The following is a 24003-nucleotide window of genomic DNA, read 5'->3' on the forward strand; positions in this document are numbered from 1 at the left end:
ATCATGCCGGGCATGACAATGACTAGTCCTGTGGCTCGAGTGCCTGCGAGCCGATGGCATCGACGCGAAGCCAGCCGCTGGGGGCCAACCGCTGCTGCGGCAGGAAGCGGGCCTTGTAGTCCATCTTCCGCGACCCTTCGATCCAGTAGCCGAGATAGACATAAGGAAGACCGAGCCGCCGGGCGCGGGCGATGTGGTCGAGGATCATGTACGTGCCCATCGAGCGGCTTTCCTCACCGGGCTCGAAGAACGAATAGACCATCGACAATCCGTCGCTGAGGATATCGGTCAGCGCTACGGCAATCAGGTCGCCGCCCTTGCCGGTAATGCCGCTGTCGGCGGTGCGACGGCGGTATTCGATGATGCGGGTGGAGACATGACTGTCTTCCACCATCATTGCGTAGTCGAGCACGGTCATGTCCGCCATGCCGCCGTCGCGATGGCGGGCGTCGAGATATGCGCGGAACACGGAATACTGTTCGGAGGTCGGCACCGCCGTGCGCAGTTCGCTGATGATGTCGGCATTGCGCGCCTGAATTTTACGAAAATTGCGCGACGGGCGGAATTCGTTGGCGATGACCCGCACCGACACACAGGCGCGGCACTGGTCGCATGCCGGACGGTAGGCGATGGACTGGCTGCGGCGGAACCCGCCGTGAGTGAGGAGATCGTTCAACTCGCCAGCCTTGTCGCCGACGAGATGCGTGAACACTTTGCGTTCCTGCTTGCCCTCCAGGTAGGGGCAGGGTGAGGGCGCCGTCAGATAAAACTGCGGCGTATTGCGCGAGTGTTGTGTCACGTGTGGCCGTGTGTCTCCGGTCTGCGCGATTCCCTCCATAGCATCGCGCCGTGGAGGCCCGGGGGTCAACTAATTTGAACGCGCTAAGGCTAGTATGACGCGGCTTTCAGACCGCATTATGCACAGTTCGGGGCAGACCACATGGATGTGATCTTCCCGGGACAGTTGTTGCTCAGACCTGAGTCGTCGGCACGACAGGCGCACGGACGTTGCTGTTGATGAAGACCGTGCCGAGCACGATGTCATGCAGCAGCCGGCGGCGGCCGTTGAACAGTCCCACCAGCAGGACCAGCGGGCTCAGGAACGAGACCGATACCCAATAAAGGACGGCGTGAACCGCACCGAGGATGAAGTAGGGTTTCTCGCCGGTCCAGGTCCGCATCTCGATGTCCATCATGCGCATGCCCACGGTGGCGCCATTCGGGCCGCCGAGTGACATGCCGTAATAGAGCAGCGCCCAGATCACCGAGAACGGCGAGATCAGCCAGAACAGAAACCAGCCAAGGCCCAGTGTCACGATGCCGAACAGAGTCACGAAGATGACTGCGAGGATGATCGGTATCGACAGGATCACGAGGTCGATCAGAAATGCAAAGGAACGCTTGGTCAGCACGCCGCGAAACAATTCGGGCTGCAACCACGGATCGTAGGCCTGCTGTGCACTTGCGCTGGCGGATGGATTATTACGCCAGGTCGCACCCGATGTGCCGCCAGTGTTTCTCGTGTCAGACATGGAAACCCTCCTCAGCGGCCATTGCCCGGGCCGCCCGCTGCGCACATGGCCCCGGCCTGTGGCTGGCGCAAGGCGGCTTAGGCTCACATGGAGAAAAAGTTATCCGGCGGGTTGCGGAGCGGTCAGCGCCCGGCCTTCAGCTTTTCCGCCGCCTGCGGCGCAAAGTAGGTTAGAACGCCATCGGCACCGGCACGCTTGAACGCGACCAGACTTTCCATGATCGTCCGGTCGCGGTCGAGCCAGCCGTTGTTAATTGCGCCGGCGATCATCGCGTATTCGCCCGACACCTGATAGGCGAAGGTCGGCATGGCGAAGGTGTCCTTCACGCGCCGGACGATGTCGAGATAGGGCAGGCCGGGCTTGACCATCACCATGTCGGCGCCTTCGGCGATATCGAGTTCGACTTCGCGTAGCGCTTCGTCGGAATTCGCCGAGTCCATCTGATACGTGCGCTTGTCGCCGGTCAGTGTTTTCGCCGAGCCGATGGCGTCGCGGAACGGGCCGTAGAATGCGGACGCGTATTTCGCTGCATAGGCCATGATCTGTACATCGCCGAAACCGGCGCGGTCGAGACCGGCGCGAATTGCAGCCACTCGGCCGTCCATCATGTCCGATGGCGCGATGATGTCACAGCCGGCTTCCGCCTGGACCAGTGCCTGTTGCACCAGGATGGCGACGGTCTCGTCGTTCAGAATCCGGCCGTCCTGCAACAGCCCGTCGTGGCCGTGGCTGGTGAATGGGTCGAGCGCCACGTCGCAGAGGATGCCGAGATCGGGAAACTCCCGCTTGATCGCGCGCACCGACTGGCAGACCAGATTGTTGGCGTTCAGCGCTTCGGAGCCGGTCTCGTCGCGCAGCGACGGCTCGGTGTAGGGAAACAGCGCAATGCAGGGAATGTCGAGTTTCATCGCGCGCTCGGCGTCCCTGACGCACTGGTCCACGCTCAGGCGATCGACGCCCGGCATCGAAGCGATCGGCGCGCGCAGGTTGCTACCGTCGACCACGAACAGCGGCCAGATCAGATCGTCGGTGGTGAGTACATTTTCACGCACCAGCCGCCGCGCCCATTCCGACTTGCGGTTGCGGCGCATGCGTGTGGTCAGTTCGAGGGAAGGGGCGGCAGCCGTGTCCCGATGCGGCGTATCCCGCAATTCGATCGGACGCCCGAATTTGATCGCCATCTTGATGCCACTCCCGCGCAGAAAAGATATTTTACATGTAGCATCTGCCGGGCGGCCCGTCACCGCACGGGAGCGTCATCGGCGGATTGATTTTACCGGCATAAAGCGCCAAACACGCGTCATGAACAAGGACCCCCGGCAATCGATGGCTGCGCGCATGACCCGAAGCGCCAACGACGACGTTCCGCGCGATCAGGTCAACCTGGTTACTGCGATGACGTCGCCGGACGCTGAGACCGGCGAAAGCACATGGACCACCCGGCTCGTACTGTTCCTGCGCGTCATGGCCGTGCTGTCGATGATCAAGGGACTTTATCACTGGGCGCAGATCACCGGCTTCATCGGAGGCGAGGAGAGTGCGTTCGAGGCGCAGACCACGCAGTGGCAGACCGCCACGGTTTATTTCGCGGTGATTGAACTCGTCGCGGCGGTGGGGCTGTGGCTCGCGACGCCATGGGGCGCCGTGGTGTGGCTCACGACCATTGTTTCGACGGCGGTGATCGAGCTGATGTTTCCAACGATCTATGGTGGCAACCTGTTCGCGGTTCTCGTCTCCCTGATCCTGCTCGCGGCCTATCTCGTCCTGGCGTGGTTTTCGGCGCGGGAACGGCCGCCATAGTGCGGCGCGGCAGGGCACCCGCGCCTTGATGCTTGACGGAATCTTTCAAATTCGAACGAACGGTGTTCCGGAACGCGACAGGATGCGTGACGAAGCGTGAACATCGGCCGTTTTGGGTGAATCAAAACTAACAAAAAGCCCTTGTTTTATCGATGTAACATACGATTCACCGTTTCAAATAAACCATCTCTTTATGCTGTTATTTAAGCTGATCTTCAAACGCCTCCCTTAGTTTGCACCTATCAGGCGAGACAAAAGTTTCGTCGAATAAGTCGTAAAAACGACAACAGGGGAAGTGTCATGATCAAATCCGCCGCTACGGCCATTGAGCCCGCACGCGACAACGCCGCTGCACCCGTGCAGCCGCTTTATCTCGAAGCCCTCACGCTTGTTGAACGCCTGCATCGCCGTTTGCTCGACGTCATCAAGGACGAATTCGACCGCCGCGGCCGCAACGACATCAATTCGGTGCAGGCTTTGCTGCTCTATAACATCGGCGACAAGGAACTGACCGCAGGCGAGCTGCGCACGCGCGGCTATTACCTCGGCTCCAACGTCTCGTACAATCTGAAGAAGCTTGTCGAGATGGGTTTCCTCGATCATCAGCGTTCGCGCGTCGATCGCCGCTCGGTACGCATCCGTCTGACCGCGCAGGGCCAGGAAATCCGCCACATCGTCGACGCGCTGTATCAGAAGCACGTCAAGACAGTGGAGCAGGTGGGCGGCATCTCGAACGCCGAGTTCGCGACGCTGAACAAGTCGCTGCATCGCCTCGAGCGCTTCTGGACCGACCAGATCCTGTATCGGCTCTGAGCCTTTCATAAATTCGGGTCAGCCGGCTGATTCAAAAAGATCGGCGGCCCATCGTTCTTCCTTGCAGTTTTACGCCGGTGCCCTCCGGCTGTTACCGAAGTGCGCGAAAGATGCACGCGGAAGAATTCCGCACGAGTTTCCCCTGGTGTGGGATATGCGACTAGGCGCCTTCGGGCGCCTTTTCGCGTTTGGCTTTCAGAGAATCGACTCGTAAACGAGTCCTGAATCCTCGCCCGCCAAATCCAAAAATATGATTCGAGACTCTTGCGCGGAGTCTTTCCATCATCCTCCCATCATGAGGCCGATTCTCAAATTCGCCGGCGACCGGCTGCAGGTCGCGTTGATGCTCGTTCTGCTAGCCGCGTGCTCGCTGAACGTGATGTTCCTCTGTGCGCGGCTGTAAGCCGCGTCCCCCAGAGGGGCGGGTTTCTCCAAAATACCGGCCCTTCCGGCGGAAATTAAGTTGCCCAACCCGGAGGGTTCCAGACTGGAAATGTGGGCAAAATGGCCCCTCGTTGGGCCCAGCGCGGGGCAGATGGCACCGAAATCGCGCTCTGGAGCGATTTGGCGTGGTAACTGCTGGCACGGCGGCCCACGGGGCTGACGCAGAACAGGGCTGTCCCGCATAAATAGCGGCCCACGGGCTTGGAACTTGGCCACCCCCGCCAGATATGGTATCTCGCGCCTGCCGCCCTTAGATGACACCGGAGCAGTTTCAGGAAAGCCCGAGATCCGGGTTTTCGTCAGAAAATGCTCCCAATCAGGCCGCCCGTAGCCGACCTTGAAAGCTGCGGCGGTGGAGACATTATGCAATGAGCTCATCTGCCAAGACTGCATCCGCTCCCGATTCGTTTTTCACGGCCTCGCTTGCGCAGGCCGATCCGGAGATTGCCAACGCGATCAAGGGTGAACTCGGTCGTCAGCAGCATGAGATCGAGTTGATCGCTTCCGAGAACATCGTCAGCCGTGCCGTTCTCGAGGCGCAGGGCTCGGTGATGACCAACAAGTACGCCGAAGGCTATCCGGGCGCGCGCTATTACGGCGGCTGCGAGTTCGTCGACGTTGCCGAAAACCTCGCCATCGATCGCGCCAAGAAGCTGTTCGGCGCGAACTTCGCCAACGTGCAGCCGAACTCCGGCAGCCAGATGAACCAGGCTGTGTTTCTCGCGCTCCTGCAGCCGGGCGACACCTTTATGGGTCTAGACCTTGCCGCTGGCGGACATCTGACCCACGGCGCGCCGGTCAACATGTCCGGCAAGTGGTTCAAGCCGATGCACTACACCGTGCGCCGCGAAGACCAGATCATCGACATGGATGCCGTTGCGAAGCAGGCCGAGGAGATCAAGCCGAAGCTGATTATCGCTGGCGGCTCGGCCTATTCGCGCGCCTGGGACTTCAAGCGTTTCCGCGAGATCGCCGATAGCGTCGGCGCATATCTCCTGGTCGACATGGCGCACTTCGCCGGTCTCGTCGCTGGCGGTGTCCATGCGTCGCCGGTGCCGTATGCGCACGTCACCACGACCACGACGCACAAGTCGCTGCGTGGCCCGCGTGGTGGTCTGATCCTGAGCAACGATGAAGTCATCGCCAAGAAGATCAACTCGGCGATCTTCCCCGGATTGCAGGGCGGCCCGCTGATGCATGTCATCGCGGCGAAAGCCGTGGCCTTCAAGGAAGCTTTGCAGCCGGATTTCAAGATCTACGCCAAGAATGTGGTCGAGAACGCCAAGGCGCTCGCGGAAACGCTGCGCTCCAATGGTTTCGAGATCGTGTCCGGCGGCACCGACAACCACCTGATGCTGGTCGACCTGCGGCCGAAGGGCCTCAAAGGCAACGTCTCGGAGAAGGCGCTGGTTCGCGCCGGTCTGACCTGCAACAAGAACGGCATTCCATTCGACCCCGAAAAGCCGTTCGTCACGTCGGGCCTGCGTCTCGGCACCCCGGCTGCGACCACGCGCGGCTTCGGCGTCGCGGAGTTCAAGCAGGTCGGTGCGCTGATCTCGGAAGTGCTCAATGCCGTCGCCCAGTCGGGCGAAGGTTCGGCACCTCTGGTTGAAGCGTCGGTCAAGGAGAAGGTGAAGGAACTCACCAGCCGCTTCCCGATCTATCAGTAAGGGGTACGCGGAATGCGCTGCCCGAGCTGCAACAGTCTCGATACGCAGGTAAAGGATTCGCGGCCGACGGAAGATTCGGCCGTGATCCGGCGGCGGCGCGTCTGCATGGCGTGCAACTTCCGCTTCACTACGTTCGAGCGCGTGCAGCTTCGCGAACTCACCGTGATCAAGCGCAACAGCCGCCGCGTTCCGTTCGACCGCGACAAGCTGGTGCGCTCGCTCCAGATCAGCCTGCGCAAGCGCCCGGTCGATCCCGAGCGCGTGGAGAAAATGGTCTCTGCCATCGTCCGCGAGCTGGAAAGCGGCGGCGAGTCGGAGATTTCGTCGGAGGTGATCGGCGAGACCGTGATGGAGCATCTGCGCCAGCTCGACGACGTCGCCTATGTCCGCTTCGCGTCCGTCTATCGCAATTTCCGCGAGGCCAAGGATTTCGAGGCCGTGCTCGGCGAACTGTCGGGCGAGGACGAACCGCCGCGGCCGGCGGTCGTGCGCAAGTGATTTTTTCACGGCGCGGCGTTCGCTAATCCGCTAGCTTGATCGCTGTGCCGGATACCTCTGACCCAATGTCTCAAGATTTTCGCTACATGCAGCTTGCGCTGGCGCTTGGCCGGCGCGGGCAGGGCCGCACGTGGCCCAATCCTGCCGTCGGTGCGGTCATCGTCAAGGATGGCGTCATCGTCGGGCGCGGCTGGACCCAGCCCGGCGGGCGGCCTCATGCCGAACCTGAGGCGCTGAAGCGCGCGGGCGATGCGGCGCGCGGCGCGACGCTCTACGTCACGCTGGAGCCGTGCTCGCATTTCGGGAAATCGCCGCCGTGCGCGGACGCGATCATTGCCGCGGGTATCGCGCGGGTCGTTTCCGCCATCGAAGATCCAAATCCTGAAGTCGGCGGGCAGGGCCATGCACGGCTGCGCGCTGCGGGCATCGCGGTGGAGGTCGGCCTTTGCAAGGATGAAGCTGCACGCGATCACGCCGGGCATTTTCTGCGCGTCGGCCAGAAGCGCCCGTTTGTCATTTTGAAGCTTGCCGTGTCCGCCGACGACAAGATCGCGGCGGCGGGCCATCGGCCGGTCGCGATCACCGGCGAAGCGGCCAAGGCGCGCGTGCATCTGTTGCGCGCGCAGAGCGATGCGATCCTTGTCGGCATCGGCACGGTGCTTGCCGACGATCCGTTGCTCACCGTGCGCCTGCCGGGACTGGAAGCGCAATCGCCCGTGCGTGTGGTACTCGATCGTGCGCTGCGATTGCCGGGGGCAAGCAAGCTTGTGCACTCCGCGCGGCAGACGCCGCTGTGGATCATGACGTCCAGTCTGTCCGAGGCTCCGGCAGCGATGAAACTTGGCGCGGCCGGAGCGCAGGTCATCCGCGTGCCCGTGGCAAATGAAACAACGCCCGGCCTCGATCTCAAGGCCGTTTTGAATGCGCTGGCCGAGCGCGGGATCACACGGCTGATGGTGGAAGGCGGCGCGCGGGTGGCGTCGTCATTCCTGAGCGCCGGGTTGATCGATGAGGTTTGGCTGCTGCGCGGGCAGGGGACCATTGGCATGGATGGTATTCCGGCGCTCGATACACAGCCATTGTCTGTCGTCACCCAGTCGCCTCGCTGGCGCGCGCGTGCTACCGAGGGCTTCGATAAAGACACTCTCACGATCTATGAACGATCATGATCCGGAAAAGTGGAAACCGGTTTTCCGATCAGATCATGATCAATTAAGAAGAGACCTAGATGTTCACCGGCATCATCACTGACCTTGGCGAAATCACCAGCATCACGCCGACCGCGCAGGGTCAATTGCATCGGCTGCGCATCGCATGCCGCTATGACCAGACCACCATCGCGGATGGCGCATCGATCGCCTGCAACGGCGTTTGCCTGACGGTGGTGCAGTCCGGTGTCGATCAAGGCAGAACGTGGTTCGATGTCGATGCGGCCGCCGAGACATTGCGCCTGACAACGGCAAAGGGGTGGGCGAAGGGCACGCGCCTCAATCTCGAACGTGCCCTCAAGATCGGCGACGAACTCGGCGGGCACATCGTTGCCGGGCATGTCGACGGCATCGCCAGCATCATCTCCCGCGAAGATCTGCCGGACATGGCAAGGTTCGAACTGCGCGCGCCGCGCGATCTTGCAAAGTTCATTGCGGCGAAGGGGTCGGTGGTGCTCGATGGTGCGTCGCTGACGGTCAATACCGCTGTTGACGACACATTTTCCGTCCTCATCATTCCGCATACGCTGCAGGTGACGACGCTGAGCGACTGGCGGGCGGGGTCGGAAGTCAATCTCGAAATCGATCTGATGGCGCGTTACGCCGCACGGTTGATCGAGATGAAATAGAACTCGTGCCGTAAACGGGATAGGCATGCGTAAGCAACTCACCGAGCAGCAGGTCGAGGTTTTCCGGGAGCGCTTGCTTCGTGTGGCCGAGAAGCTGTTTGCCAGGCACGGTGCCGCCGGCGTTTCGATGCGCCAGATCGCCCAGGCGCTCGGCTACAGTCAGACCGCGGCTTACCGCTACTTCGCCAACAAGGACGAAATCCTCGTGGCGATGCGGGCCGCAGCCCTCGATCGCTTCTGTGGTCACCTAGAAGCGGCGTTCGACCCGGCGAGGGATGCACGCAAGAATGCGCGCGCGGTCGGACAGGCTTTTCTCGATTTTGCGCTGAAACATCCTGACACCTATCGGCTGATCTTCTTCACGGAGAATCTCGAGGAGGCGATTGCACCGCAGTTTCCGACGACGATGACGCGCTTTCGCGCCACCATGACCACCTATGTGCAAGCGCTTGTCGATGCCGGGTATATCCAGGGCGATGTCAGGACACTGGCCGAGTCCTTCTTCTCCGCCGCGCACGGGGTCGTCATGATGCACATGAGCGGCCTGCTGCGGACGGTCAGCGAGCGGGATGAACTGCATCTCGCCTCCATGCGCCTGATTGCCAGGGGCGCCGGCATGTCGGAAGTCACGCGAACCGGCGCGCGGAAGCCTGTCAGGGTTGCCGTCGGCGAACGCGCCGTGGCTCGCAAAACTTGACGCTGTTAAATTAATTAAATAGCTTCCCGGCGAAATGCGCCGGCGGTCGATCGGCCGATAATAATCAACAGGGGAAACGTCATGCCGCTTTTCAGCGATTACCCGGTCGCAACGCTTAAGGATGTCCTTCGGTTCGAAACTGAGAAAACGCTCGAACAGCGCTATGACGCGCGCAGCGTCTACGACGTCTTCGCCAAGAGCGCCTCGCGTCATCCTGACCGCACTGCGCTGACCATGCTGATGTCGGGTGCCGACGATGAGACGCCGCGCATCGTCACATATCGTCAGTTGCTCGAAGGCATCACCCGCGCGGCGAACTTCTTTGCGAGCCTCGGCGGGCCGGGCTCGGGGGTCGCCTACATTCTTCCGAGTTTGGTCGAGACCCATTTCACTCTGTGGGGCGCAGAAGCGCAGGGCTATGCGGTACCGATCAACTTCCTGCTTCAGCCGCAGAACATCGCGGATCTCGTTCGCGCAGCAGACGCGAAAATTCTCGTGGCGCTTGGGCCGCATCCGCAGCTCGACATCTGGCAGAAGGCCGTTGAGGTCAGCAGGCTGCTGCCGGACGTCAAGCTGGTGCAGGTCTCGCTATCAGACGCGCCGTTGCCTGAGGGTGTGTTCGGCTTTGCGCCCGGTCTAAAGGCGCAGGATGGCAACGCGTTGACCTTCGGGAAGGCGCGGAGCGGCGATGACGTTGCCGCCTATTTCCACACCGGTGGCACGACCGGCTCGCCGAAGCTCGTCACCCACACCCATCGCATGCAGATTGCAGCGGGGTTTGGCGGCGCTGTGTTGCAGGATCTGAGCGAGACCGATGCCATCACCAATGGGCTGCCGCTGTTTCACGTGGCCGCGACGATTTCCTGCGGCTTGTCGTTCTTCATTGCGGGGGCGAATGTCATTGTCCTGTCACCGGCGGGGATGCGCAACCCGGTCATCATCAAGAATTTCTGGAAGATCGTTGAGCGCTATCGCGCAACCGTGATCGGGGGCGTGCCGACGGCGCTGGCTGCGTTGCTCAATGTGCCGGTCGATGCCGACATTTCGTCGGCGCGTTACAGTATCTCGGGTGCATCGCTGCTGCCGCGCGCCGTTGCCGTGCAGTACCAGAAGATGACCGGGACGGCGATCCACGAAATTCTCGGCATGACAGAGACTGGTGGGCTGGTGTCCATCGATCCCGCATCGGCGGATCCCGTGCTGGGTTCGGTCGGCATTCGCCTGCCGTACACAAAGGTCGTTGTCCGCAAACTCGCCGCGGACGGTTCGCTCGGGGAGGCCTGCGTACCGCACGAGGTCGGTGTGATGACCGTCTCCGGTCCAAACGTTACGCCGGGTTACAAGGACCAGAGCCAGAACAGCGGCGCACTGCGCGACGGCTATCTCGACAGCGGCGATCTGGCTTACACCGACGAGCAGGGGCGGCTGTTCATCGCGGGGCGCTCGAAGGATCTCATCATCCGCAGTGGCCACAACATCGATCCGGTTCTGATCGAGGATGCGCTGCAATCGCATCCCGCGGTTGCGCTGGCTGCGGCGGTCGGCCAGCCGGACAAATATGCCGGCGAACTGCCGGTGTGCTACGTGGCGCTCAAGCCGGGCGCGCAGGCGACTCCCGATGAACTGAAAGCATTCGCCGAGCCGCTGATTGCCGAACGCCCGGCATGGCCGAAGCAGATCATCGTCATCGACGCCATTCCGGTGACCAGCGTTGGCAAGATATTCAAGCCTCAGTTGCGGACCGATGCCGTGCAGCGGCTGGTTGCTCAGGTGGTTGCAGAAGCCGCGGGAACGGCCGATGCGGTGATCGACGTGGCCGCCGGCGGCAAACGCGGCATCGACGTCAAGGTGGTGCTGCCTCGTGCGACGGCTGGGCAGCAGGCTGCGGTTGAGAAGGCGCTGGAGGGCTATTTGTTCGACTACAAGGTCGCGCAGGCCGTTTGAAACGGTTTCCGAGCTGCATCCCTGCTTTGAAAGGGGCCCGTTGTACTTGGCTTTGTAGCGCCCAGCGACTACAAACGCGCAAACACGGAACCCCTTTGACTGGATGGAATGATGGCTGAACCGCGGCGCGCAGAACTCAAGGACCAAACCGATATCAGCGGCGCGACCGTCGTCATCATCGAAGCCCGCTTTTACGACGATATCCAGGAAGCGCTGCTTCAGGGAGCGATCAAGGAGCTTGAGGCCGCAGGCGTCGGCTACGACGTCATCAGCGTGCCGGGCGCGCTCGAAATCCCGGCGGCGATTGCGATTGCCATGGACGCATCGAAGAAGAATGGCCGGCAGTACGACGGCGCCATTGCGCTCGGCTGCGTGGTGCGCGGCGACACCATTCACTTCGAGATCGTGTCGATGGAATCGTCGCGCGCGCTGATGGACCTCGCCGTGGCGCGCAGCCTGCCGCTCGGCAACGGCATCATCACAGTGAACACCACGGAACAGGCGTGGGAACGTGCCCGCGCCGACAAGCTGAACAAGGGCGGCGACGCGGCCCGAGCGGCGCTCACCATGATGCGCATCAAGAAGCGTTTGGCAAAACCGCTATGAGCGACGCCAAGAAAACCAGCGATAAGGGACCGGGGGACCGAAAGGCCAACCGGCGCGGCGCGGCGCGTCTCGCGGCCGTACAGGCGCTGTACCAGATGGACATCGCTGGCGCGGGCATCGGTGATATCTTTGCCGAATTTGAAAGCCATTGGCTCGGCAACGAGGTCGAAGGCGATACTTATCTGCCGGCCGAAGCGGCATTCTTCAAGGACGTGGTGTCCGGCGTGGTCCGCGATCAGAGCAAGCTCGATCCGCTGATCGACAAGGCGCTCGAAAGCGGCTGGCCGCTCAAGCGCATCGACGCAATCCTGCGTGCGACCCTGCGGGCAGGGGCGTATGAACTCGAACATCGCAAGGATATTCCGGCGCGCGTTGTTGTATCGGAATATGTCGACGTCGCGCATGCTTTCGTCGACAAGGACGAAACCGGCATGGTGAACGCCGTGCTCGACCAGATCGCGCGGCAGTTCCGCGCGGGCGAGTTCACGCGGACGGGGCACTGAGCATGACGGCGCCGGGTGCCAAAGCATCGGGCGAGGACGATCTGATCGCACGCTACTTCCGTCCGCTCGCGACCGATCCCGGGGCGTTCGGCCTGGTCGATGATGCAGCTCTCCTGAAGTCGTCGGGCGATGATCTTGTCGTCACCACCGATGCGATTATCGAAGGCGTTCATTTCCTCCCCGATGACCCACCGGGCACCGTTGCGCGCAAGGCGTTGCGGGTGAACCTGTCGGATCTGGCCGCCAAGGGCGCCGTTCCCGCAGGCTTTGTGCTGACCCTTGCGCTGCGCGAGGCGAGGGACGAATGGCTGGCGCCGTTCGCCCGCGCTCTCGGCGAAGACGCCGCAATGTTCAACTGTCCGGTGCTTGGCGGCGATACGGTCTCGACGCCGGGACCGCTGATGATCTCGGTCACGGCATTTGGCCGCGTTCCGCCAGGCAAGATGGTTCGCCGCACGACTGCGAAGCCGGGCGACCGGATCGCTGTCACCGGCACCATCGGGGATGCAGCGCTGGGCTTGCGCGTTCTCAAGGGCATCGCAAGCGAGGGGCTCGATACTGCCGCGCGGGAATTGCTCGTTCAACGCTACCGCGTTCCGCAGCCGCGCAGCGCGCTTGCTCTTGCTGTCCGTGATCACGCGAGTGCTGCGATGGATGTGTCGGACGGATTGGCGGGCGATCTCGCCAAGCTCTGCGCCGCGTCTGGCGTTTCGGCTGCAGTTGATCTGGGGGCTGTTCCGCTCTCGGCTCCCGCGCGGGCGTTACTTGCGAACAGCAGTGCGGACATCGAAACCATGGTGTCTGGTGGTGATGACTACGAGGTCCTGTGCGCTGTCCCGGAGAATCGGTGGGATTCGTTCGTCGCCGCTGCGGAACAGGCCGGTGTGCAGGTCACTGCCATCGGCAGGATTGAGGCAGGTACGGCAGCGCCCCGGTTCCTAGACACGACAGGCCAGCCGGTAGTGCTGAAACGCTTGTCCTACAGCCACTTCTGACAATTTCGCACTGCAACCAAAAGATCTTCGGTGGATTTGTTGAAACACCCGAAAAACGGTCACACGGCCGTTGGTGGCGTTGCGTCAAGGGTATGATTTTGGCATTGTCCGCGCCGAATTGAGGCAGCTTTTCGCCTTCGAAAACGCATGACTTCTTTTTTGCGCGCCCGGCCACCCTGTATGGCCAGTGGAGCGTTTCTGGGGAAACAGCAGGGGATCTGAGGCAACATCAATGACAGCATTATGGTTGATTGTGCTCGCGGGAGCACTTTCCATCGTCTACGCCGCGTGGGCGACCTCGTCGGTGCTTGGGGCGGATGCGGGCAATGCTCGCATGCAGGAAATCGCGGCGGCGGTGCGCGAAGGCGCGCAGGCCTATCTGAAGCGCCAGTACATGACGATCGGTATCGTCGGCATCGTGATCTTCGCGCTGCTGGCTTACTTCCTCGGCATTCTCGTCGCAGTCGGCTTCCTGATCGGCGCCGTGCTCTCGGGCGCTGCGGGCTTCATCGGCATGAACGTCTCGGTTCGCGCCAACGTGCGCACCGCGCAGGCGGCGACCAAGTCGCTGGCCGGTGGTCTTGAACTCGCCTTCAAGGCGGGCGCGATCACGGGTCTGCTGGTTGCCGGTCTCGCGCTGCTCGGCGTGACGCTGTACTTCATGTACCTCACCAAGGGGGCAGGGCTTCCGGCGAACAGCCGTACCGTTGTCGACGCCCTGGTGGCGCTTGGCTTCGGCGCTTCGCTGATCTCGATCTTCGCCCGTCTCGGCGGCGGCATCTTCACCAAGGGTGCGGACGTCGGCGGCGATCTCGTCGGCAAGGTTGAAGCTGGCATTCCGGAAGACGATCCGCGCAACCCTGCCACCATCGCCGACAACGTCGGTGACAACGTGGGCGACTGCGCCGGCATGGCGGCTGACCTGTTCGAAACGTATGCCGTGACCGCGGTCGCGACCATGGTTCTCGCCGCGATCTTCTTTGCCACGTCGCCGCTGCTGGTGAACATGATGACGCTGCCGCTCGCTATCGGCGGCATCTGCATCATCACCTCGATCGTCGGCACCTTCTTCGTCAAGCTCGGCGCCAGCCAGTCGATCATGGGCGCGCTCTACAAGGGGCTGATCGCCACCGGCGTTCTGTCCCTGTTCGGCGTGGCTTTCGTGATCCATCAGCTGGTCGGCTTCGGTCCGCTCGCGGGCGTGAAGTACACCGGTCTCGCACTGTTCGAGTGCGGCGTTGTTGGTCTGGTGGTGACGGGTCTCATCATCTGGATCACCGAGTACTACACCGGCACAGATTTCCGCCCGGTGAAGTCGATCGCACAGTCGTCGGTGACCGGTCACGGCACCAACGTGATCCAGGGTCTCGCCATCTCGATGGAATCGACCGCTCTTCCGGCGATCGTCATCATCGCGGGCATCCTGATTACATACAGCCTCGCCGGCCTGTTCGGCATCGCGATCGCGACCACCACCATGCTGGCACTGGCCGGCATGATCGTCGCGCTCGACGCTTTCGGTCCGGTGACCGACAACGCGGGCGGCATCGCCGAAATGGCTGGCCTTCCGAAAGAAGTGCGCAAGGCCACCGACGCGCTCGACGCAGTCGGCAACACCACCAAGGCCGTCACCAAGGGCTATGCCATCGGTTCGGCCGGTCTGGGTGCACTGGTGCTGTTCGCTGCGTACAATGAAGATCTCAAGTTCTTCATCGCCAACGCTGCGAAGTATCCGTACTTTCAGGGGGTCATTCCTGACTTCTCGCTGAACAACCCGTACGTTGTGGTCGGTCTGCTGTTCGGCGGCCTGCTGCCGTACCTGTTCGGCGCGATGGGCATGACCGCTGTGGGCCGTGCTGCCGGTGCAATCGTGGAAGAGGTTCGCCGCCAGTTCCGCGAAAAGCCGGGCATCATGAAGGGCACTGACAAGCCGGATTACGGCAAGGCCGTTGACCTTCTGACCAAGGCCGCGATCAAGGAAATGATCATTCCGTCGCTGCTGCCGGTGCTGTCGCCGATCTTCGTCTACTTCGTGATCTATGCGATCGCGGGTGGCGGCGCGGCTGGTAAGTCGGCTGCGTTCTCGGCAGTCGGTGCGATGCTGCTCGGTGTGATCGTGACCGGTCTGTTCGTCGCGATCTCGATGACTTCGGGTGGCGGTGCGTGGGACAACGCCAAGAAGTACATCGAGGACGGCCACTTCGGCGGCAAGGGTTCGGATGCTCACAAGGCAGCCGTGACCGGTGACACCGTCGGCGATCCCTACAAGGATACGGCGGGTCCTGCCGTGAACCCGATGATCAAGATCACCAATATCGTGGCGCTGCTGCTGCTCGCGATCCTGGCTCACTGATTGTCACAGATCACTGAACGGAGAACCCCGCGACTCGCGTCGCGGGGTTCTTCTTTTGTGCGGATGCCACACGCGATTGTTGCGATTTGATGACAGGTTGAACCGTTATCAACGCCAAATATTTCTGGGCTTCGAGGAAACCCGATCAAGATCGTGTGCGTTGCCTCTTGTTGAACAAGGGAGGCTATACATGGCTGCAGACGATGGCGATCCGTTCGAGCAGGGGAAACTCGCGCGCTTCAACAACGAGCCGCACGATAATCCCTATCCCGAAAACACCGAGCAGCATCAGCGCTGGGAGGCTGGCTACAGGTTCGTTGAACAGGGTTTGATGGCCGTGTGACGGATTTTGGTATCAAAGCAAAACGGCCGCCCTTGGGGCGGCCGTTTCTTTTGTGAGGGAGCGTGGCGTCAATTGACGTCCATCTTGAGGCCTTCCTTGTTGATGATGCCGGCGAACTTCTTGATCTCGGCATCGATGAAGGCGGTGAATTGCTCGGGCGTTCCGTAGTCGGGAACGGCACCCATTGCCGCGATGTTCTTCTTGATGTCGTCGCGTTCCAGCATCTTTTTGATTTCAGCGTTGTAGGCATCGATGATGGGCCGTGGCGTTCCAGCTTGCATGAACATGCCGAACCAGGACGAGACATCGAAGTTGGCGAGTTCCGGCGCGCTCTCACGCATGGTCGGGACGTTGGGCGCCTTGAAGCTGCGCTCCGGCGTCGTCACCGCAAGCGCGATGAGCTTGCCATCTTCTGTCTGCGGCAGTGAGGGGTAGAGATTGTCGAACAGGATCGCCACGTCGCCGCCAAGCGCGCCCGTCAGAGCCGGCCCAGCGCCACGGAACGGAATGTGGGTCATCTTCACGCCGGTCAATTGCATGAACCAGACCGCCGTGAGATGCGGGCTTTGTCCAACTCCCGAGGTCCCGTAGTTCAGCTTGTCCGGATTGGCCTTCAGGTAAGCAATCAGTTCCTTGATGGACTTGATGCCGCTCGAAGGATGCGCCGAGACGATATTGGGAATCCGGATTGCGTTGCTGACTGGCTGCAATTGATCGGCCTTGTAAGGCAGGGACCGGAAGATGCTGAACGCGACCGCGTTGGGGCCCGGGTTGCCCACGAGGATCGTGTTGCCGTCGGGCTTTTGCTGCACGTAGTAAGCGGTGCCGATGGTCCCGCCGCCGCCGGATTTGTTTTCGACGACGGCCGATATGCCCCACGCTTGCTGCAAATGCTGTGCGAGATAACGGCCGATCACGTCGGTGCTGCCGCCGGGAGCTGCCGGCACGATAATTCGCACCGTTTCTGTGGGACGCCACTCCGCGGCTTTCGCCGGGCGTGGCCAGAGCGGACTTGTGGTAAGCGCCGCAGCGCCTGACAGCACGGCACGGCGGGACAGTGAATGCGTCATCGGTATCCTCCCAGCTACATCTCTTTGCGAGATTGTTGGGGGCAAGCGTACCGGTGACGTTTTGTGGCGGCAAGTGCGGCCATGAACGCCGCGCTGAAGGGTGTTTCGCGCAGCAAAATACCGGCGGCCGAGCCGCCGGTGAGCGATGCAATCAGCGCGGGCTGAGGAGCTTGAAGAGCGGGGTCAGGTAACTCATTTCCTGTCCGCTGGTCGGTGTGGTGCGGCTGATGAAGTCGAAGATCTTGCCGTCCTGGAGTCCGTAATTGGCAACGCGCTGGACCGTCCGGTTCTTGTCGAAATAGATCGCAATCACGCGCTGGTCGATGACCTGTTGCTGCATGAACGCGACCTTACGCTCCGAGCGCTGGGAGATGTAATAGAACACTTCGCCGCTCAGGGTCGCGACGGTGGAGGGCGTGCCCATCACAATCAGGACCTGGTCCTGGCTGGCGCCGATCGGAATTTGTTCAAGCGCGCCGGGAGGGAGGATGTAGCCCTTCTGGAACTGCTCGCCGGTGCAGGCAGTGAGTGCTGCGCAAACCAGCGCCGTGACGGCGGCCATGCGCAGACGGGTCGAAAAGCGCCGCGCTCCGGCGATCTGGAAACCGGGCTGTCTGGAAACGGTCATGTCTCGCGTGGCCTTCCTTCTTGCCTCTTGCATCAGCCTGAGCGTTGACGTACCGGGCAGGACTTCCGATTTCAACACACCAAAGGCCGTCAGGGCGATCAGGGATCGCCGCCGGCTTCGACGCGGAACCGAAAATGCTTTGGCCGTTCAATCGCTTCAGGAACCCCACCGTCCCGCGCGGCACCATTGAAGCCATCTATGGCATGATCGTGGCGCAAGCGCGAGAACCGGCGTTTTACACGGACCTTGGCGTCCGTGACACGGTTAATGGCCGATTCGACATGCTGATCCTGCACCTGTGGCTGGTGTTGCGCCGGTTGCAGCCGGTTGAAGGGGGAAGCGCCCTGTCGCAGGCACTCTTCGACCGCTTCTGCGCGGACATGGACGACAATCTGCGCGAAATGGGGGTCGGAGACCTGACCGTTCCAAAGCGAATGCAGGCGTTTGGTGAGGCGTTCTACGGGCGCTCGGCGGCTTACGATATGGCCCTCGAGGCGGGCGAGGCGGAATTGGCGCTCTCGCTGTCCAAGAATGTCTTCAATGGCGAGGGGCTGGAGAATGCGAAGGTGCTGGCGGGTTACGTCCGTGATGTCAGCGCCCGTCTGGCGGCCCTGGACGATACGGCGGCCCGCACGGGGGCTTGGGCGTTTCCGAAGGTTGAAGTTGAACTGTTGCGAGCCAGGCCATGAGCAAGGGTCATATGACTGACAGCGATCTTCCCTGGAGCTTTCCGGTGATGGTCGCCCAGCTGCCCGAGACAGGACTGCATCAGGTTCTGGAAGCTAGTGCGGCCCAGCGCGAACTGATCGCCGCGGCTGCCGGGGTGAATGCGGTGCTGCGCGCTACGGCGTCATTCGACGTGAGGCCCGAGCCAGAAGGCCACGTGAGCGTTACCGGGCGGGTCAAGGCGCGTGTTGAACAGACTTGCGTGGTTTCGCTCGAGCCTGTCGAGAACGACATTGACGAAGATATTGCGGCTGTTTTCGCGCCGCCCTCGCAAATCCCTGCTAAAATGGCTCAGAAGGAAGAGGGGGACGACGCCGAGATTCCCGATCCCCCCGAACCGATCATCCATGGCGCCATTGACCTTGGCCAACTGGCGACGGAATTTCTTGTTTTGGGAATAGATCCCTATCCGCGCAAGCCGGGGGTGACCTTCGTGCCGCCAGAAACCCCTGAAGACCCTGACGAACACCCGTTTGCGGCCCTTAAGGCGCTCAAGGAGAAGCAGGGCGTGCCTCAAGGCAAAAAACCCAAGGGAAAATGACAACGCTGCCGGGAGCGCTTGACCGAACCAGCCGCCTGGGTCAAGCCGTTGTATCGCACCACAAAAACGCTATTGTCGCTGCCCGGCTGGGGCTGCGCTGTTTTTGGCGAAGACCTCCGCCTACCGCTGTCGCAACGATGGCTTTCAGCTCGCGGCCAGTTGCTTCGAGGCCGCAACGATCAGGTTTCCGGGACGCTTATGCCGCAAAAGGTTCGAATCGCGCTTGACGCCATGGGCGGCGATTTCGGTGCATCGGTGGTAGTCCCAGGGGCGGCGCTCGCCTTGATGCGGCACACTGACGTCGAATTTCTGCTGTTCGGCAACAGCGCGTTGATTGACGAGCAGCTTGAGTCTCATCCAGCACTGAAAGCCGTCTCAAAGGTCTTTCATGCCGATATCGCCATCAGCATGGATGAGAAGCCCAGTCAGGCCCTGCGCCGCGGCCGCAAGTCATCCTCGATGTGGCTGGCGATCGATGCCGTCAAAAAGGGGGAGGCGGACGTCGCCGTCTCTGCCGGCAACACCGGCGCGCTGATGGCGATGTCGCGGCTGAATCTGCACATGATGCCCGGTATCGACCGTCCGGCCATTGCGGCGGTGTGGCCGACAGTACGCGGAGAGTCTGTTGTGCTCGACGTCGGCGCTTCGATCGGCGGCGATGCCCGCCATCTCGCATCGCTGGCGATCATGGGAAGCGCCATGGCGCGCGTCCTGTTCGATCTCGAACGGCCAACGGTGGGTCTGCTCAACATTGGCGTCGAGGAAGTGAAGGGCGTCGAGGCTGTTCGCGGAGCCGCCGAACTGCTCCGTGCCATGAACCTGCCGCAGCTCGACTTCATCGGCTTCGTCGAAGGGGACGGCATCGGCAAAGGTGCTGCCGACGTCATCGTCACCGAAGGCTTTAGCGGCAACATTGCCCTGAAGACCGCCGAGGGAACGGCACGGCAGATCGCGGAGTATCTCCGCAGCGCGATGAGCCGGACCTGGCGCTCCAAGCTTGGCTACATTTTTGCGCGGGGCGCCTTCAATGCGCTGCGCGACAAGATGGACCCTCGCAAGGTCAATGGCGGCGTCTTCCTTGGGTTGAACGGCGTGGTCATCAAGAGCCATGGCGGCACGGACGCGGAGGGCTTTGCGTCGGCTGTCGATGTTGGTTATGACATGGTCCGCTACGATCTCCTGCCCAAGATCAATCAAACACTCAACCGCGACGGCCACGCTCTTTCGATCGTGCCGAACGCGCAGGAGGCTGTCTCGTGACTGTGATGCGTTCGGTTGTGCTCGGCTACGGCGCTTATTTGCCGGAGCGCATTTTGACCAACGCCGAACTGGCGAAGATGGTCGACACCTCGGATGAGTGGATCATCCAGCGCACCGGCATCAAGCAGCGTCATATTGCGGCGGAGGGTGAGTTCACCTCGCATCTCGGTCTCAAGGCCGCACAGGCAGCGATCGCCAATGCCGGGATCGACACGCAGTCGATCGATCTGATCGTGCTGGCGACCTCGACACCCGACAACACATTCCCGGCGACGGCGGTTGCGATCCAGAACGGTCTGGGAATCAACCACGGCGCCGCGTTCGATTTGCAGGCGGTCTGCTCCGGCTTCATTTTCGCGCTGGCGACCGCGGACAATTTTCTGAAGACCGGTGCGTTCAAGCGTGCGCTGGTGATCGGGGCGGAAACCTTCTCGCGCATCCTGGACTGGAACGACCGTGGAACCTGCGTGCTTTTCGGGGACGGTGCCGGCGCGGTGGTGCTTGAGGCTCAATCGCAGGCCGGAACTTCTGCGGATCGCGGCATCCTGACCACACATCTGCGTTCTGACGGCCGTCACAAGGACAAGCTGTTTGTCGATGGCGGCCCCTCGAGCACCCAGACCGTCGGCCACCTGCGGATGGAAGGCCGTGAAGTGTTCAAGCACGCCGTCGGCATGATCACCGACGTTATCGTCGACGCATTTGATGCGACGGGGACCACGGCCGACGACATCGACTGGCTGGTTCCGCATCAAGCCAACAAGCGCATCATCGATGCATCTGCGAAGAAGCTGCATATTGCGCCGCAGAAAGTGGTGCTCACTGTCGACCGTCACGGAAACACCTCGGCGGCATCGATTCCCCTCGCGCTTGCGGCTGCGGCCGACGACGGGCGCATCAAGAAAAACGATCTTTTGATGCTGGAAGCGATGGGCGGCGGTTTCACCTGGGGATCGGCGCTATTGCGCTGGTGAGTCTTTTGCTAAAGTCTGTCGATAATTGAAAACAATTTCATGCTGTTGCATCGATGAGCAAGGTTGACCCTCGGTCGCTAAGCTCATAATTTCAGAACATAAATTTTTTCGCCGTGAGCGGGGCAGGCGATGACCGGAACCGGGAAGACAGTCACACGCGTTGATCTGTGCGAAGCCGTCTACCAAAAGGTAGGGCTGTCGCGCACGGAGTCGTCTGCGTTCGTTGAACTGGTGTTGAAAGAGATTACCGACTGCCTCGAGAAGGGCGAGACGGTGAAACTGTCGTCATTCGGTTCCTTCATGGTGCGCAAAAAGGGCCAGCGTATCGGCCGCAATCCAAAGACCGGAACGGAAGTGCCGATTTCTCCGCGACGGGTTATGGTGTTCAAGCCGTCAGCGATTCTCAAGCAGCGTATCAACGGCAATGGCAGTGGTGGCGGTAGCGCCGATAGCGCCGACGACTGACTGACTTAGGACAAAGACGGACCTAGGACGGCGGCTTTCAACGGGGAGCCAGCATTTTGGACAAAGCGCCGGATGCGTTTCGGACAATCAGCGAGGTCGCTGATGACCTTGATGTGCCGCAGCACGTCCTGAGGTTCTGGGAAACGCGCTTCAACCAGATCAAGCCGATGAAGCGGAGCGGGGGACGCCGCTACTATCGCCCCGATGATGTCAGCCTGTTGCGTGGCATCCGCCGGCTGCTTTACGGCGAGGGCTACACCATCCGCGGTGTCCAGCGCATTCTGCGCGAGCATGGCGTGAAATCGGTCCAGAGCCTCACCGACGGGTCCGCCGATCATGCTACCGCGCTGTTCGATGGACCCTCGTTCGGGCCGGAAAAGGGCGAACACGCCCCACACCTGGCAGCCGACGAAGTGGAGATCGACACCGAGGACGAACTCGCCGCCGCCGACGAACCTGATGCCCACGAAGAGGAGTATCCCTCCACGCTGTCGCTGCGCGATCTCGGACCGCCGCTTACGGAGATCTCAGCGCCCAAAGCGGTGGTGCAGAAGCCGGTGCAGCCGGCTCCGCTGAACGGCCCATCCGGCGCCGAGGCCTATGCCCCGCCGAATATCCGGAAAGGCGCGCGGCCGATGGATCGCGGCAAGCTTCAGGCGGCGCTGGACGATCTGATCGGCGCGAGAGCGCTGATCGATCAGGTCCTGAAGGAAGGCTAACCCGTTGCTGTTTTGGCCGCAGGGCGCTGGTCCTGCGGGGTTTGCCAGGCTAGTCGACCTAAAGCTTGGAATCAGGGCATTCCCCCGGGGGGCAGCCCCTTCTTGCACCATGGCGCGAACGGGGCTACAGGATCGGTGCCTCATGGCACGGTTCGGAGCGTAGCGCAGCCCGGTTAGCGCACTAGTCTGGGGGACTAGGGGTCGGAGGTTCGAATCCTCTCGCTCCGACCAAACTCTCTCCTTCGGGGGTATCTCCACTCCGCAGCGGCCTCAAACCAACTCGCCGCGAGATCACAGGCGGCCGGTTGTGCAGGACTGGCCTGATTTTCAGCGCGTCCGCAGATTGGGATATCCGCTCCACGCCGGCTTTGATACCTTGAGAGATCGATTGTGGTCGGGGGGTGTATGCGGCGTCCTGATATTGATCTGCTCCGAATTCTGCTCTGTGGCACAATTATTCTCGTTCATGCGCTTGCGATTTTCTCTTCCGAGCCTCACTACCACCTCAAGAGCGCAACATCGTCGGCGGCAGCTACCCTTTTGTTCGACTTCCTGCGCGCTGCGGCGATCTCATCATGGTTCGTCGTGGCTGGCTGGTCAGCGGTCACATCGCTGAGGGCACGAAGCCCCGGCCGCTTCGTAAAAGAGAGAGTGACGCGGCTGCTGGTGCCGCTGGCTTTCGGCATCGTGATATTCGGATCCATCATCAAATATATCGAGCTTAACGACGGGCGCGACATGGGCTTCCACGGCTTGCGCGAGGCCGAATGGATGCAAGGGATTTTGCAGATCGATCCGCCGATCCATTACTTCAATTTCTTCCCTTACAATCTCACGCGCCTCCCCTTGATGTCGTGGTCGCACCTCTGGTTTCTGGCTTACCTGTTTCTCATATCGATCGCGCTTCTGCCGCTGCTGGTGCGTCTCGCGCGTCGCGTGCCGCGTGCCGAGATGCCTTCAGCTTTCTGGGTCTATCTCCCGATACTGCCCATGGCCGCGCTGCTCACGGTGTTTCACGGATATTGGCCATACTTCCCGAACCTCATCGCGGACTGGACCAACTTTTCCTACTTTGCGCTCTGCTTTGTGCTGGGTGCGGGGGGTGCTGCTTGGCCGGGCTTCGAGGCCAGGATTCGGACCGAGGCTCCGCGGTTGCTGACGCTGATGCTGATGGGTTTTGTCGGTCTTGTGCTGTTTGGTGAATCGACACCGGGCCGCGCCTGCATTGCCCTGGTTGCGTGGGGCGGCGTGGGGGCAGGTTTTGGTTTCATGTCCCGTTTGAAGCCAGCCCACACGCGGACAACTGCATATCTCAGCGAAGCAACGCTACCCGTGTATATTGTCCACCACGTGCCGCTATTGATGATTGGCATAATGCTGCTGCCGCTTGCGATACCGGTCTGGCTCAAGATCTTGACGATATGGCTGGCGACAATGGCGGTTTCGCTTGCAGCCTATCACTTTCTCATCAGGCCATGGGCACCGGCTCGCTGGATCATGGGGATGGCTGCAATCTCGCCGCGAGCAGGTCCGACGACGCAAGCAGAGCCTGATGCCGTTCCGGAGACGACCTAAGGAAGGTATC

The 24003-nt window shown here is 61.6% G+C and carries 25 protein-coding genes and 1 tRNA gene; 21 read left to right on the forward strand and 5 right to left on the reverse strand.

Annotated features, from left to right (window positions below; all coding sequences use genetic code 11):
* Nucleotides 1-22: 22 nt before the first annotated feature.
* From I554_RS0104650 to hemB, 3 genes are all read right to left on the reverse strand, one after another.
* On the reverse strand, nt 23-799 hold the full coding sequence (locus tag I554_RS0104650; RefSeq protein ID WP_024575170.1) for an arginyltransferase: 777 nt from the start codon (nt 797-799) through the stop codon (nt 23-25).
* A gap of 172 nt (nt 800-971) precedes the next feature.
* Nucleotides 972-1532, reverse strand: coding sequence for an RDD family protein (locus I554_RS0104655; RefSeq protein ID WP_024575171.1), 561 nt, complete (start codon nt 1530-1532; stop codon nt 972-974).
* 122 nt (nt 1533-1654) lie between these two features.
* Complete coding sequence (hemB, locus tag I554_RS0104660) at nt 1655-2713, reverse strand: porphobilinogen synthase (RefSeq protein ID WP_024575172.1); 1059 nt, start codon at nt 2711-2713, stop codon at nt 1655-1657.
* A gap of 121 nt (nt 2714-2834) precedes the next feature.
* Between hemB and I554_RS0104665 the strand changes: the two genes are divergently transcribed.
* The 13 genes from I554_RS0104665 (at nt 2835) to I554_RS27185 (ending at nt 16035) form a co-directional block, all read left to right on the forward strand.
* Complete coding sequence (locus tag I554_RS0104665; protein ID WP_024575173.1) at nt 2835-3332, forward strand: DUF6163 family protein; 498 nt, start codon at nt 2835-2837, stop codon at nt 3330-3332.
* 300 nt (nt 3333-3632) lie between these two features.
* The gene (locus tag I554_RS0104670) at nt 3633-4145 is read left to right on the forward strand and encodes a MarR family winged helix-turn-helix transcriptional regulator (protein WP_024575174.1); all 513 of its coding nucleotides are present in this window, start codon (nt 3633-3635) and stop codon (nt 4143-4145) included.
* Nucleotides 4146-4957: 812 nt separating this feature from the next.
* Nucleotides 4958-6259 carry a serine hydroxymethyltransferase gene (gene glyA, locus I554_RS0104680; RefSeq protein ID WP_024575175.1) on the forward strand — a complete coding sequence of 434 codons (1302 nt, stop codon included), beginning with the start codon at nt 4958-4960 and terminating at the stop codon, nt 6257-6259.
* Nucleotides 6260-6271: 12 nt separating this feature from the next.
* Complete coding sequence (gene nrdR / locus I554_RS0104685) at nt 6272-6757, forward strand: transcriptional regulator NrdR (RefSeq protein ID WP_024575176.1); 486 nt, start codon at nt 6272-6274, stop codon at nt 6755-6757.
* Between the two features lie 65 nt (nt 6758-6822).
* Nucleotides 6823-7926: a bifunctional diaminohydroxyphosphoribosylaminopyrimidine deaminase/5-amino-6-(5-phosphoribosylamino)uracil reductase RibD gene (ribD, locus tag I554_RS0104690; RefSeq protein ID WP_024575177.1), complete on the forward strand. Its 1104-nt coding sequence runs from the start codon at nt 6823-6825 to the stop codon at nt 7924-7926.
* A 59-nt stretch (nt 7927-7985) separates the two neighbouring features.
* Nucleotides 7986-8594, forward strand: a complete 609-nt coding sequence (locus I554_RS0104695) for a riboflavin synthase (protein ID WP_024575178.1) — start codon at nt 7986-7988, stop codon at nt 8592-8594.
* A 25-nt stretch (nt 8595-8619) separates the two neighbouring features.
* Entirely contained in the window at nt 8620-9291 is a 672-nt protein-coding gene (locus I554_RS0104700; RefSeq protein WP_024575179.1) for a TetR/AcrR family transcriptional regulator, read from the forward strand.
* An 81-nt stretch (nt 9292-9372) separates the two neighbouring features.
* Nucleotides 9373-11235 (forward strand): acyl-CoA synthetase, encoded by a 1863-nt coding sequence (locus tag I554_RS0104705; protein ID WP_024575180.1) that lies wholly within the window; start codon nt 9373-9375, stop codon nt 11233-11235.
* Between the two features lie 111 nt (nt 11236-11346).
* The gene (ribH, locus tag I554_RS0104710; protein WP_024575181.1) at nt 11347-11841 is read left to right on the forward strand and encodes a 6,7-dimethyl-8-ribityllumazine synthase; all 495 of its coding nucleotides are present in this window, start codon (nt 11347-11349) and stop codon (nt 11839-11841) included.
* Nucleotides 11838-12344, forward strand: coding sequence for a transcription antitermination factor NusB (nusB, locus tag I554_RS0104715; RefSeq protein ID WP_024575182.1), 507 nt, complete (start codon nt 11838-11840; stop codon nt 12342-12344). Before ribH ends, nusB begins: the two co-directional genes overlap by 4 nt.
* 2 nt (nt 12345-12346) lie before the next feature.
* The gene (gene thiL, locus I554_RS0104720) at nt 12347-13339 is read left to right on the forward strand and encodes a thiamine-phosphate kinase (protein ID WP_024575183.1); all 993 of its coding nucleotides are present in this window, start codon (nt 12347-12349) and stop codon (nt 13337-13339) included.
* Nucleotides 13340-13571: 232 nt separating this feature from the next.
* Nucleotides 13572-15692 (forward strand): sodium-translocating pyrophosphatase, encoded by a 2121-nt coding sequence (locus I554_RS0104725; protein WP_024575184.1) that lies wholly within the window; start codon nt 13572-13574, stop codon nt 15690-15692.
* A gap of 190 nt (nt 15693-15882) precedes the next feature.
* On the forward strand, nt 15883-16035 hold the full coding sequence (locus I554_RS27185) for a hypothetical protein (RefSeq protein WP_192817764.1): 153 nt from the start codon (nt 15883-15885) through the stop codon (nt 16033-16035).
* A 68-nt stretch (nt 16036-16103) separates the two neighbouring features.
* Here the strand turns inward: I554_RS27185 and I554_RS0104735 are convergent, their stop codons facing one another.
* Entirely contained in the window at nt 16104-17105 is a 1002-nt protein-coding gene (locus tag I554_RS0104735) for a tripartite tricarboxylate transporter substrate binding protein (RefSeq protein WP_024575185.1), read from the reverse strand.
* Between the two features lie 151 nt (nt 17106-17256).
* Nucleotides 17257-17733 (reverse strand): outer membrane protein assembly factor BamE, encoded by a 477-nt coding sequence (locus tag I554_RS0104745; RefSeq protein WP_024575186.1) that lies wholly within the window; start codon nt 17731-17733, stop codon nt 17257-17259.
* 134 nt (nt 17734-17867) lie between these two features.
* Here I554_RS0104745 and I554_RS0104750 point away from each other — a divergent pair, with 134 nt between their 5' ends.
* From I554_RS0104750 to I554_RS0104785, 8 genes are all read left to right on the forward strand, one after another.
* Entirely contained in the window at nt 17868-18422 is a 555-nt protein-coding gene (locus I554_RS0104750) for a ubiquinol-cytochrome C chaperone family protein (protein ID WP_024575187.1), read from the forward strand.
* Nucleotides 18419-19000: a DUF177 domain-containing protein gene (locus tag I554_RS0104755; RefSeq protein WP_024575188.1), complete on the forward strand. Its 582-nt coding sequence runs from the start codon at nt 18419-18421 to the stop codon at nt 18998-19000. The genes I554_RS0104750 and I554_RS0104755 overlap by 4 nt, the downstream gene beginning before the upstream one ends.
* A gap of 198 nt (nt 19001-19198) precedes the next feature.
* Nucleotides 19199-20260 (forward strand): phosphate acyltransferase PlsX, encoded by a 1062-nt coding sequence (plsX, locus tag I554_RS0104760; RefSeq protein WP_024575189.1) that lies wholly within the window; start codon nt 19199-19201, stop codon nt 20258-20260.
* Nucleotides 20257-21234, forward strand: coding sequence for a beta-ketoacyl-ACP synthase III (locus I554_RS0104765; RefSeq protein ID WP_024575190.1), 978 nt, complete (start codon nt 20257-20259; stop codon nt 21232-21234). Before plsX ends, I554_RS0104765 begins: the two co-directional genes overlap by 4 nt.
* 129 nt (nt 21235-21363) lie before the next feature.
* Nucleotides 21364-21699, forward strand: coding sequence for an integration host factor subunit alpha (locus tag I554_RS0104770; protein ID WP_024575191.1), 336 nt, complete (start codon nt 21364-21366; stop codon nt 21697-21699).
* 56 nt (nt 21700-21755) lie between these two features.
* Nucleotides 21756-22418 carry a MerR family transcriptional regulator gene (locus I554_RS0104775; RefSeq protein WP_024575192.1) on the forward strand — a complete coding sequence of 221 codons (663 nt, stop codon included), beginning with the start codon at nt 21756-21758 and terminating at the stop codon, nt 22416-22418.
* A gap of 153 nt (nt 22419-22571) precedes the next feature.
* Nucleotides 22572-22649 (forward strand) — tRNA-Pro (locus I554_RS0104780).
* A 174-nt stretch (nt 22650-22823) separates the two neighbouring features.
* Entirely contained in the window at nt 22824-23993 is a 1170-nt protein-coding gene (locus I554_RS0104785; protein ID WP_024575193.1) for an acyltransferase family protein, read from the forward strand.
* The last annotated feature ends 10 nt before the right edge of the window (nt 23994-24003 follow it).

This window comes from Afipia sp. OHSU_II-C1 (assembly GCF_000497575.1).
In the GTDB taxonomy this organism is placed as follows: Bacteria; Pseudomonadota; Alphaproteobacteria; order Rhizobiales; family Xanthobacteraceae; genus Afipia.

Excerpts from the sequence above, each read along its gene's own strand:
- I554_RS0104655 (WP_024575171.1), bottom strand. The coding sequence starts at position 1,532 with ATGTCTGACACGAGAAACACTGGCGGCACATCGGGTGCGACCTGGCGT.
- hemB (WP_024575172.1), bottom strand. The coding sequence starts at position 2,713 with ATGGCGATCAAATTCGGGCGTCCGATCGAATTGCGGGATACGCCGCAT.
- I554_RS0104665 (WP_024575173.1), top strand. The coding sequence starts at position 2,835 with ATGAACAAGGACCCCCGGCAATCGATGGCTGCGCGCATGACCCGAAGC.
- I554_RS0104670 (WP_024575174.1), top strand. The coding sequence starts at position 3,633 with ATGATCAAATCCGCCGCTACGGCCATTGAGCCCGCACGCGACAACGCC.
- glyA (WP_024575175.1), top strand. The coding sequence starts at position 4,958 with ATGAGCTCATCTGCCAAGACTGCATCCGCTCCCGATTCGTTTTTCACG.
- nrdR (WP_024575176.1), top strand. The coding sequence starts at position 6,272 with ATGCGCTGCCCGAGCTGCAACAGTCTCGATACGCAGGTAAAGGATTCG.
- ribD (WP_024575177.1), top strand. The coding sequence starts at position 6,823 with ATGTCTCAAGATTTTCGCTACATGCAGCTTGCGCTGGCGCTTGGCCGG.
- I554_RS0104695 (WP_024575178.1), top strand. The coding sequence starts at position 7,986 with ATGTTCACCGGCATCATCACTGACCTTGGCGAAATCACCAGCATCACG.
- I554_RS0104700 (WP_024575179.1), top strand. The coding sequence starts at position 8,620 with ATGCGTAAGCAACTCACCGAGCAGCAGGTCGAGGTTTTCCGGGAGCGC.
- I554_RS0104705 (WP_024575180.1), top strand. The coding sequence starts at position 9,373 with ATGCCGCTTTTCAGCGATTACCCGGTCGCAACGCTTAAGGATGTCCTT.
- ribH (WP_024575181.1), top strand. The coding sequence starts at position 11,347 with ATGGCTGAACCGCGGCGCGCAGAACTCAAGGACCAAACCGATATCAGC.
- nusB (WP_024575182.1), top strand. The coding sequence starts at position 11,838 with ATGAGCGACGCCAAGAAAACCAGCGATAAGGGACCGGGGGACCGAAAG.
- thiL (WP_024575183.1), top strand. The coding sequence starts at position 12,347 with ATGACGGCGCCGGGTGCCAAAGCATCGGGCGAGGACGATCTGATCGCA.
- I554_RS0104725 (WP_024575184.1), top strand. The coding sequence starts at position 13,572 with ATGACAGCATTATGGTTGATTGTGCTCGCGGGAGCACTTTCCATCGTC.
- I554_RS27185 (WP_192817764.1), top strand. The coding sequence starts at position 15,883 with ATGGCTGCAGACGATGGCGATCCGTTCGAGCAGGGGAAACTCGCGCGC.
- I554_RS0104735 (WP_024575185.1), bottom strand. The coding sequence starts at position 17,105 with ATGACGCATTCACTGTCCCGCCGTGCCGTGCTGTCAGGCGCTGCGGCG.
- I554_RS0104745 (WP_024575186.1), bottom strand. The coding sequence starts at position 17,733 with ATGACCGTTTCCAGACAGCCCGGTTTCCAGATCGCCGGAGCGCGGCGC.
- I554_RS0104750 (WP_024575187.1), top strand. The coding sequence starts at position 17,868 with ATGCTTTGGCCGTTCAATCGCTTCAGGAACCCCACCGTCCCGCGCGGC.
- I554_RS0104755 (WP_024575188.1), top strand. The coding sequence starts at position 18,419 with ATGAGCAAGGGTCATATGACTGACAGCGATCTTCCCTGGAGCTTTCCG.
- plsX (WP_024575189.1), top strand. The coding sequence starts at position 19,199 with ATGCCGCAAAAGGTTCGAATCGCGCTTGACGCCATGGGCGGCGATTTC.
- I554_RS0104770 (WP_024575191.1), top strand. The coding sequence starts at position 21,364 with ATGACCGGAACCGGGAAGACAGTCACACGCGTTGATCTGTGCGAAGCC.
- I554_RS0104785 (WP_024575193.1), top strand. The coding sequence starts at position 22,824 with ATGCGGCGTCCTGATATTGATCTGCTCCGAATTCTGCTCTGTGGCACA.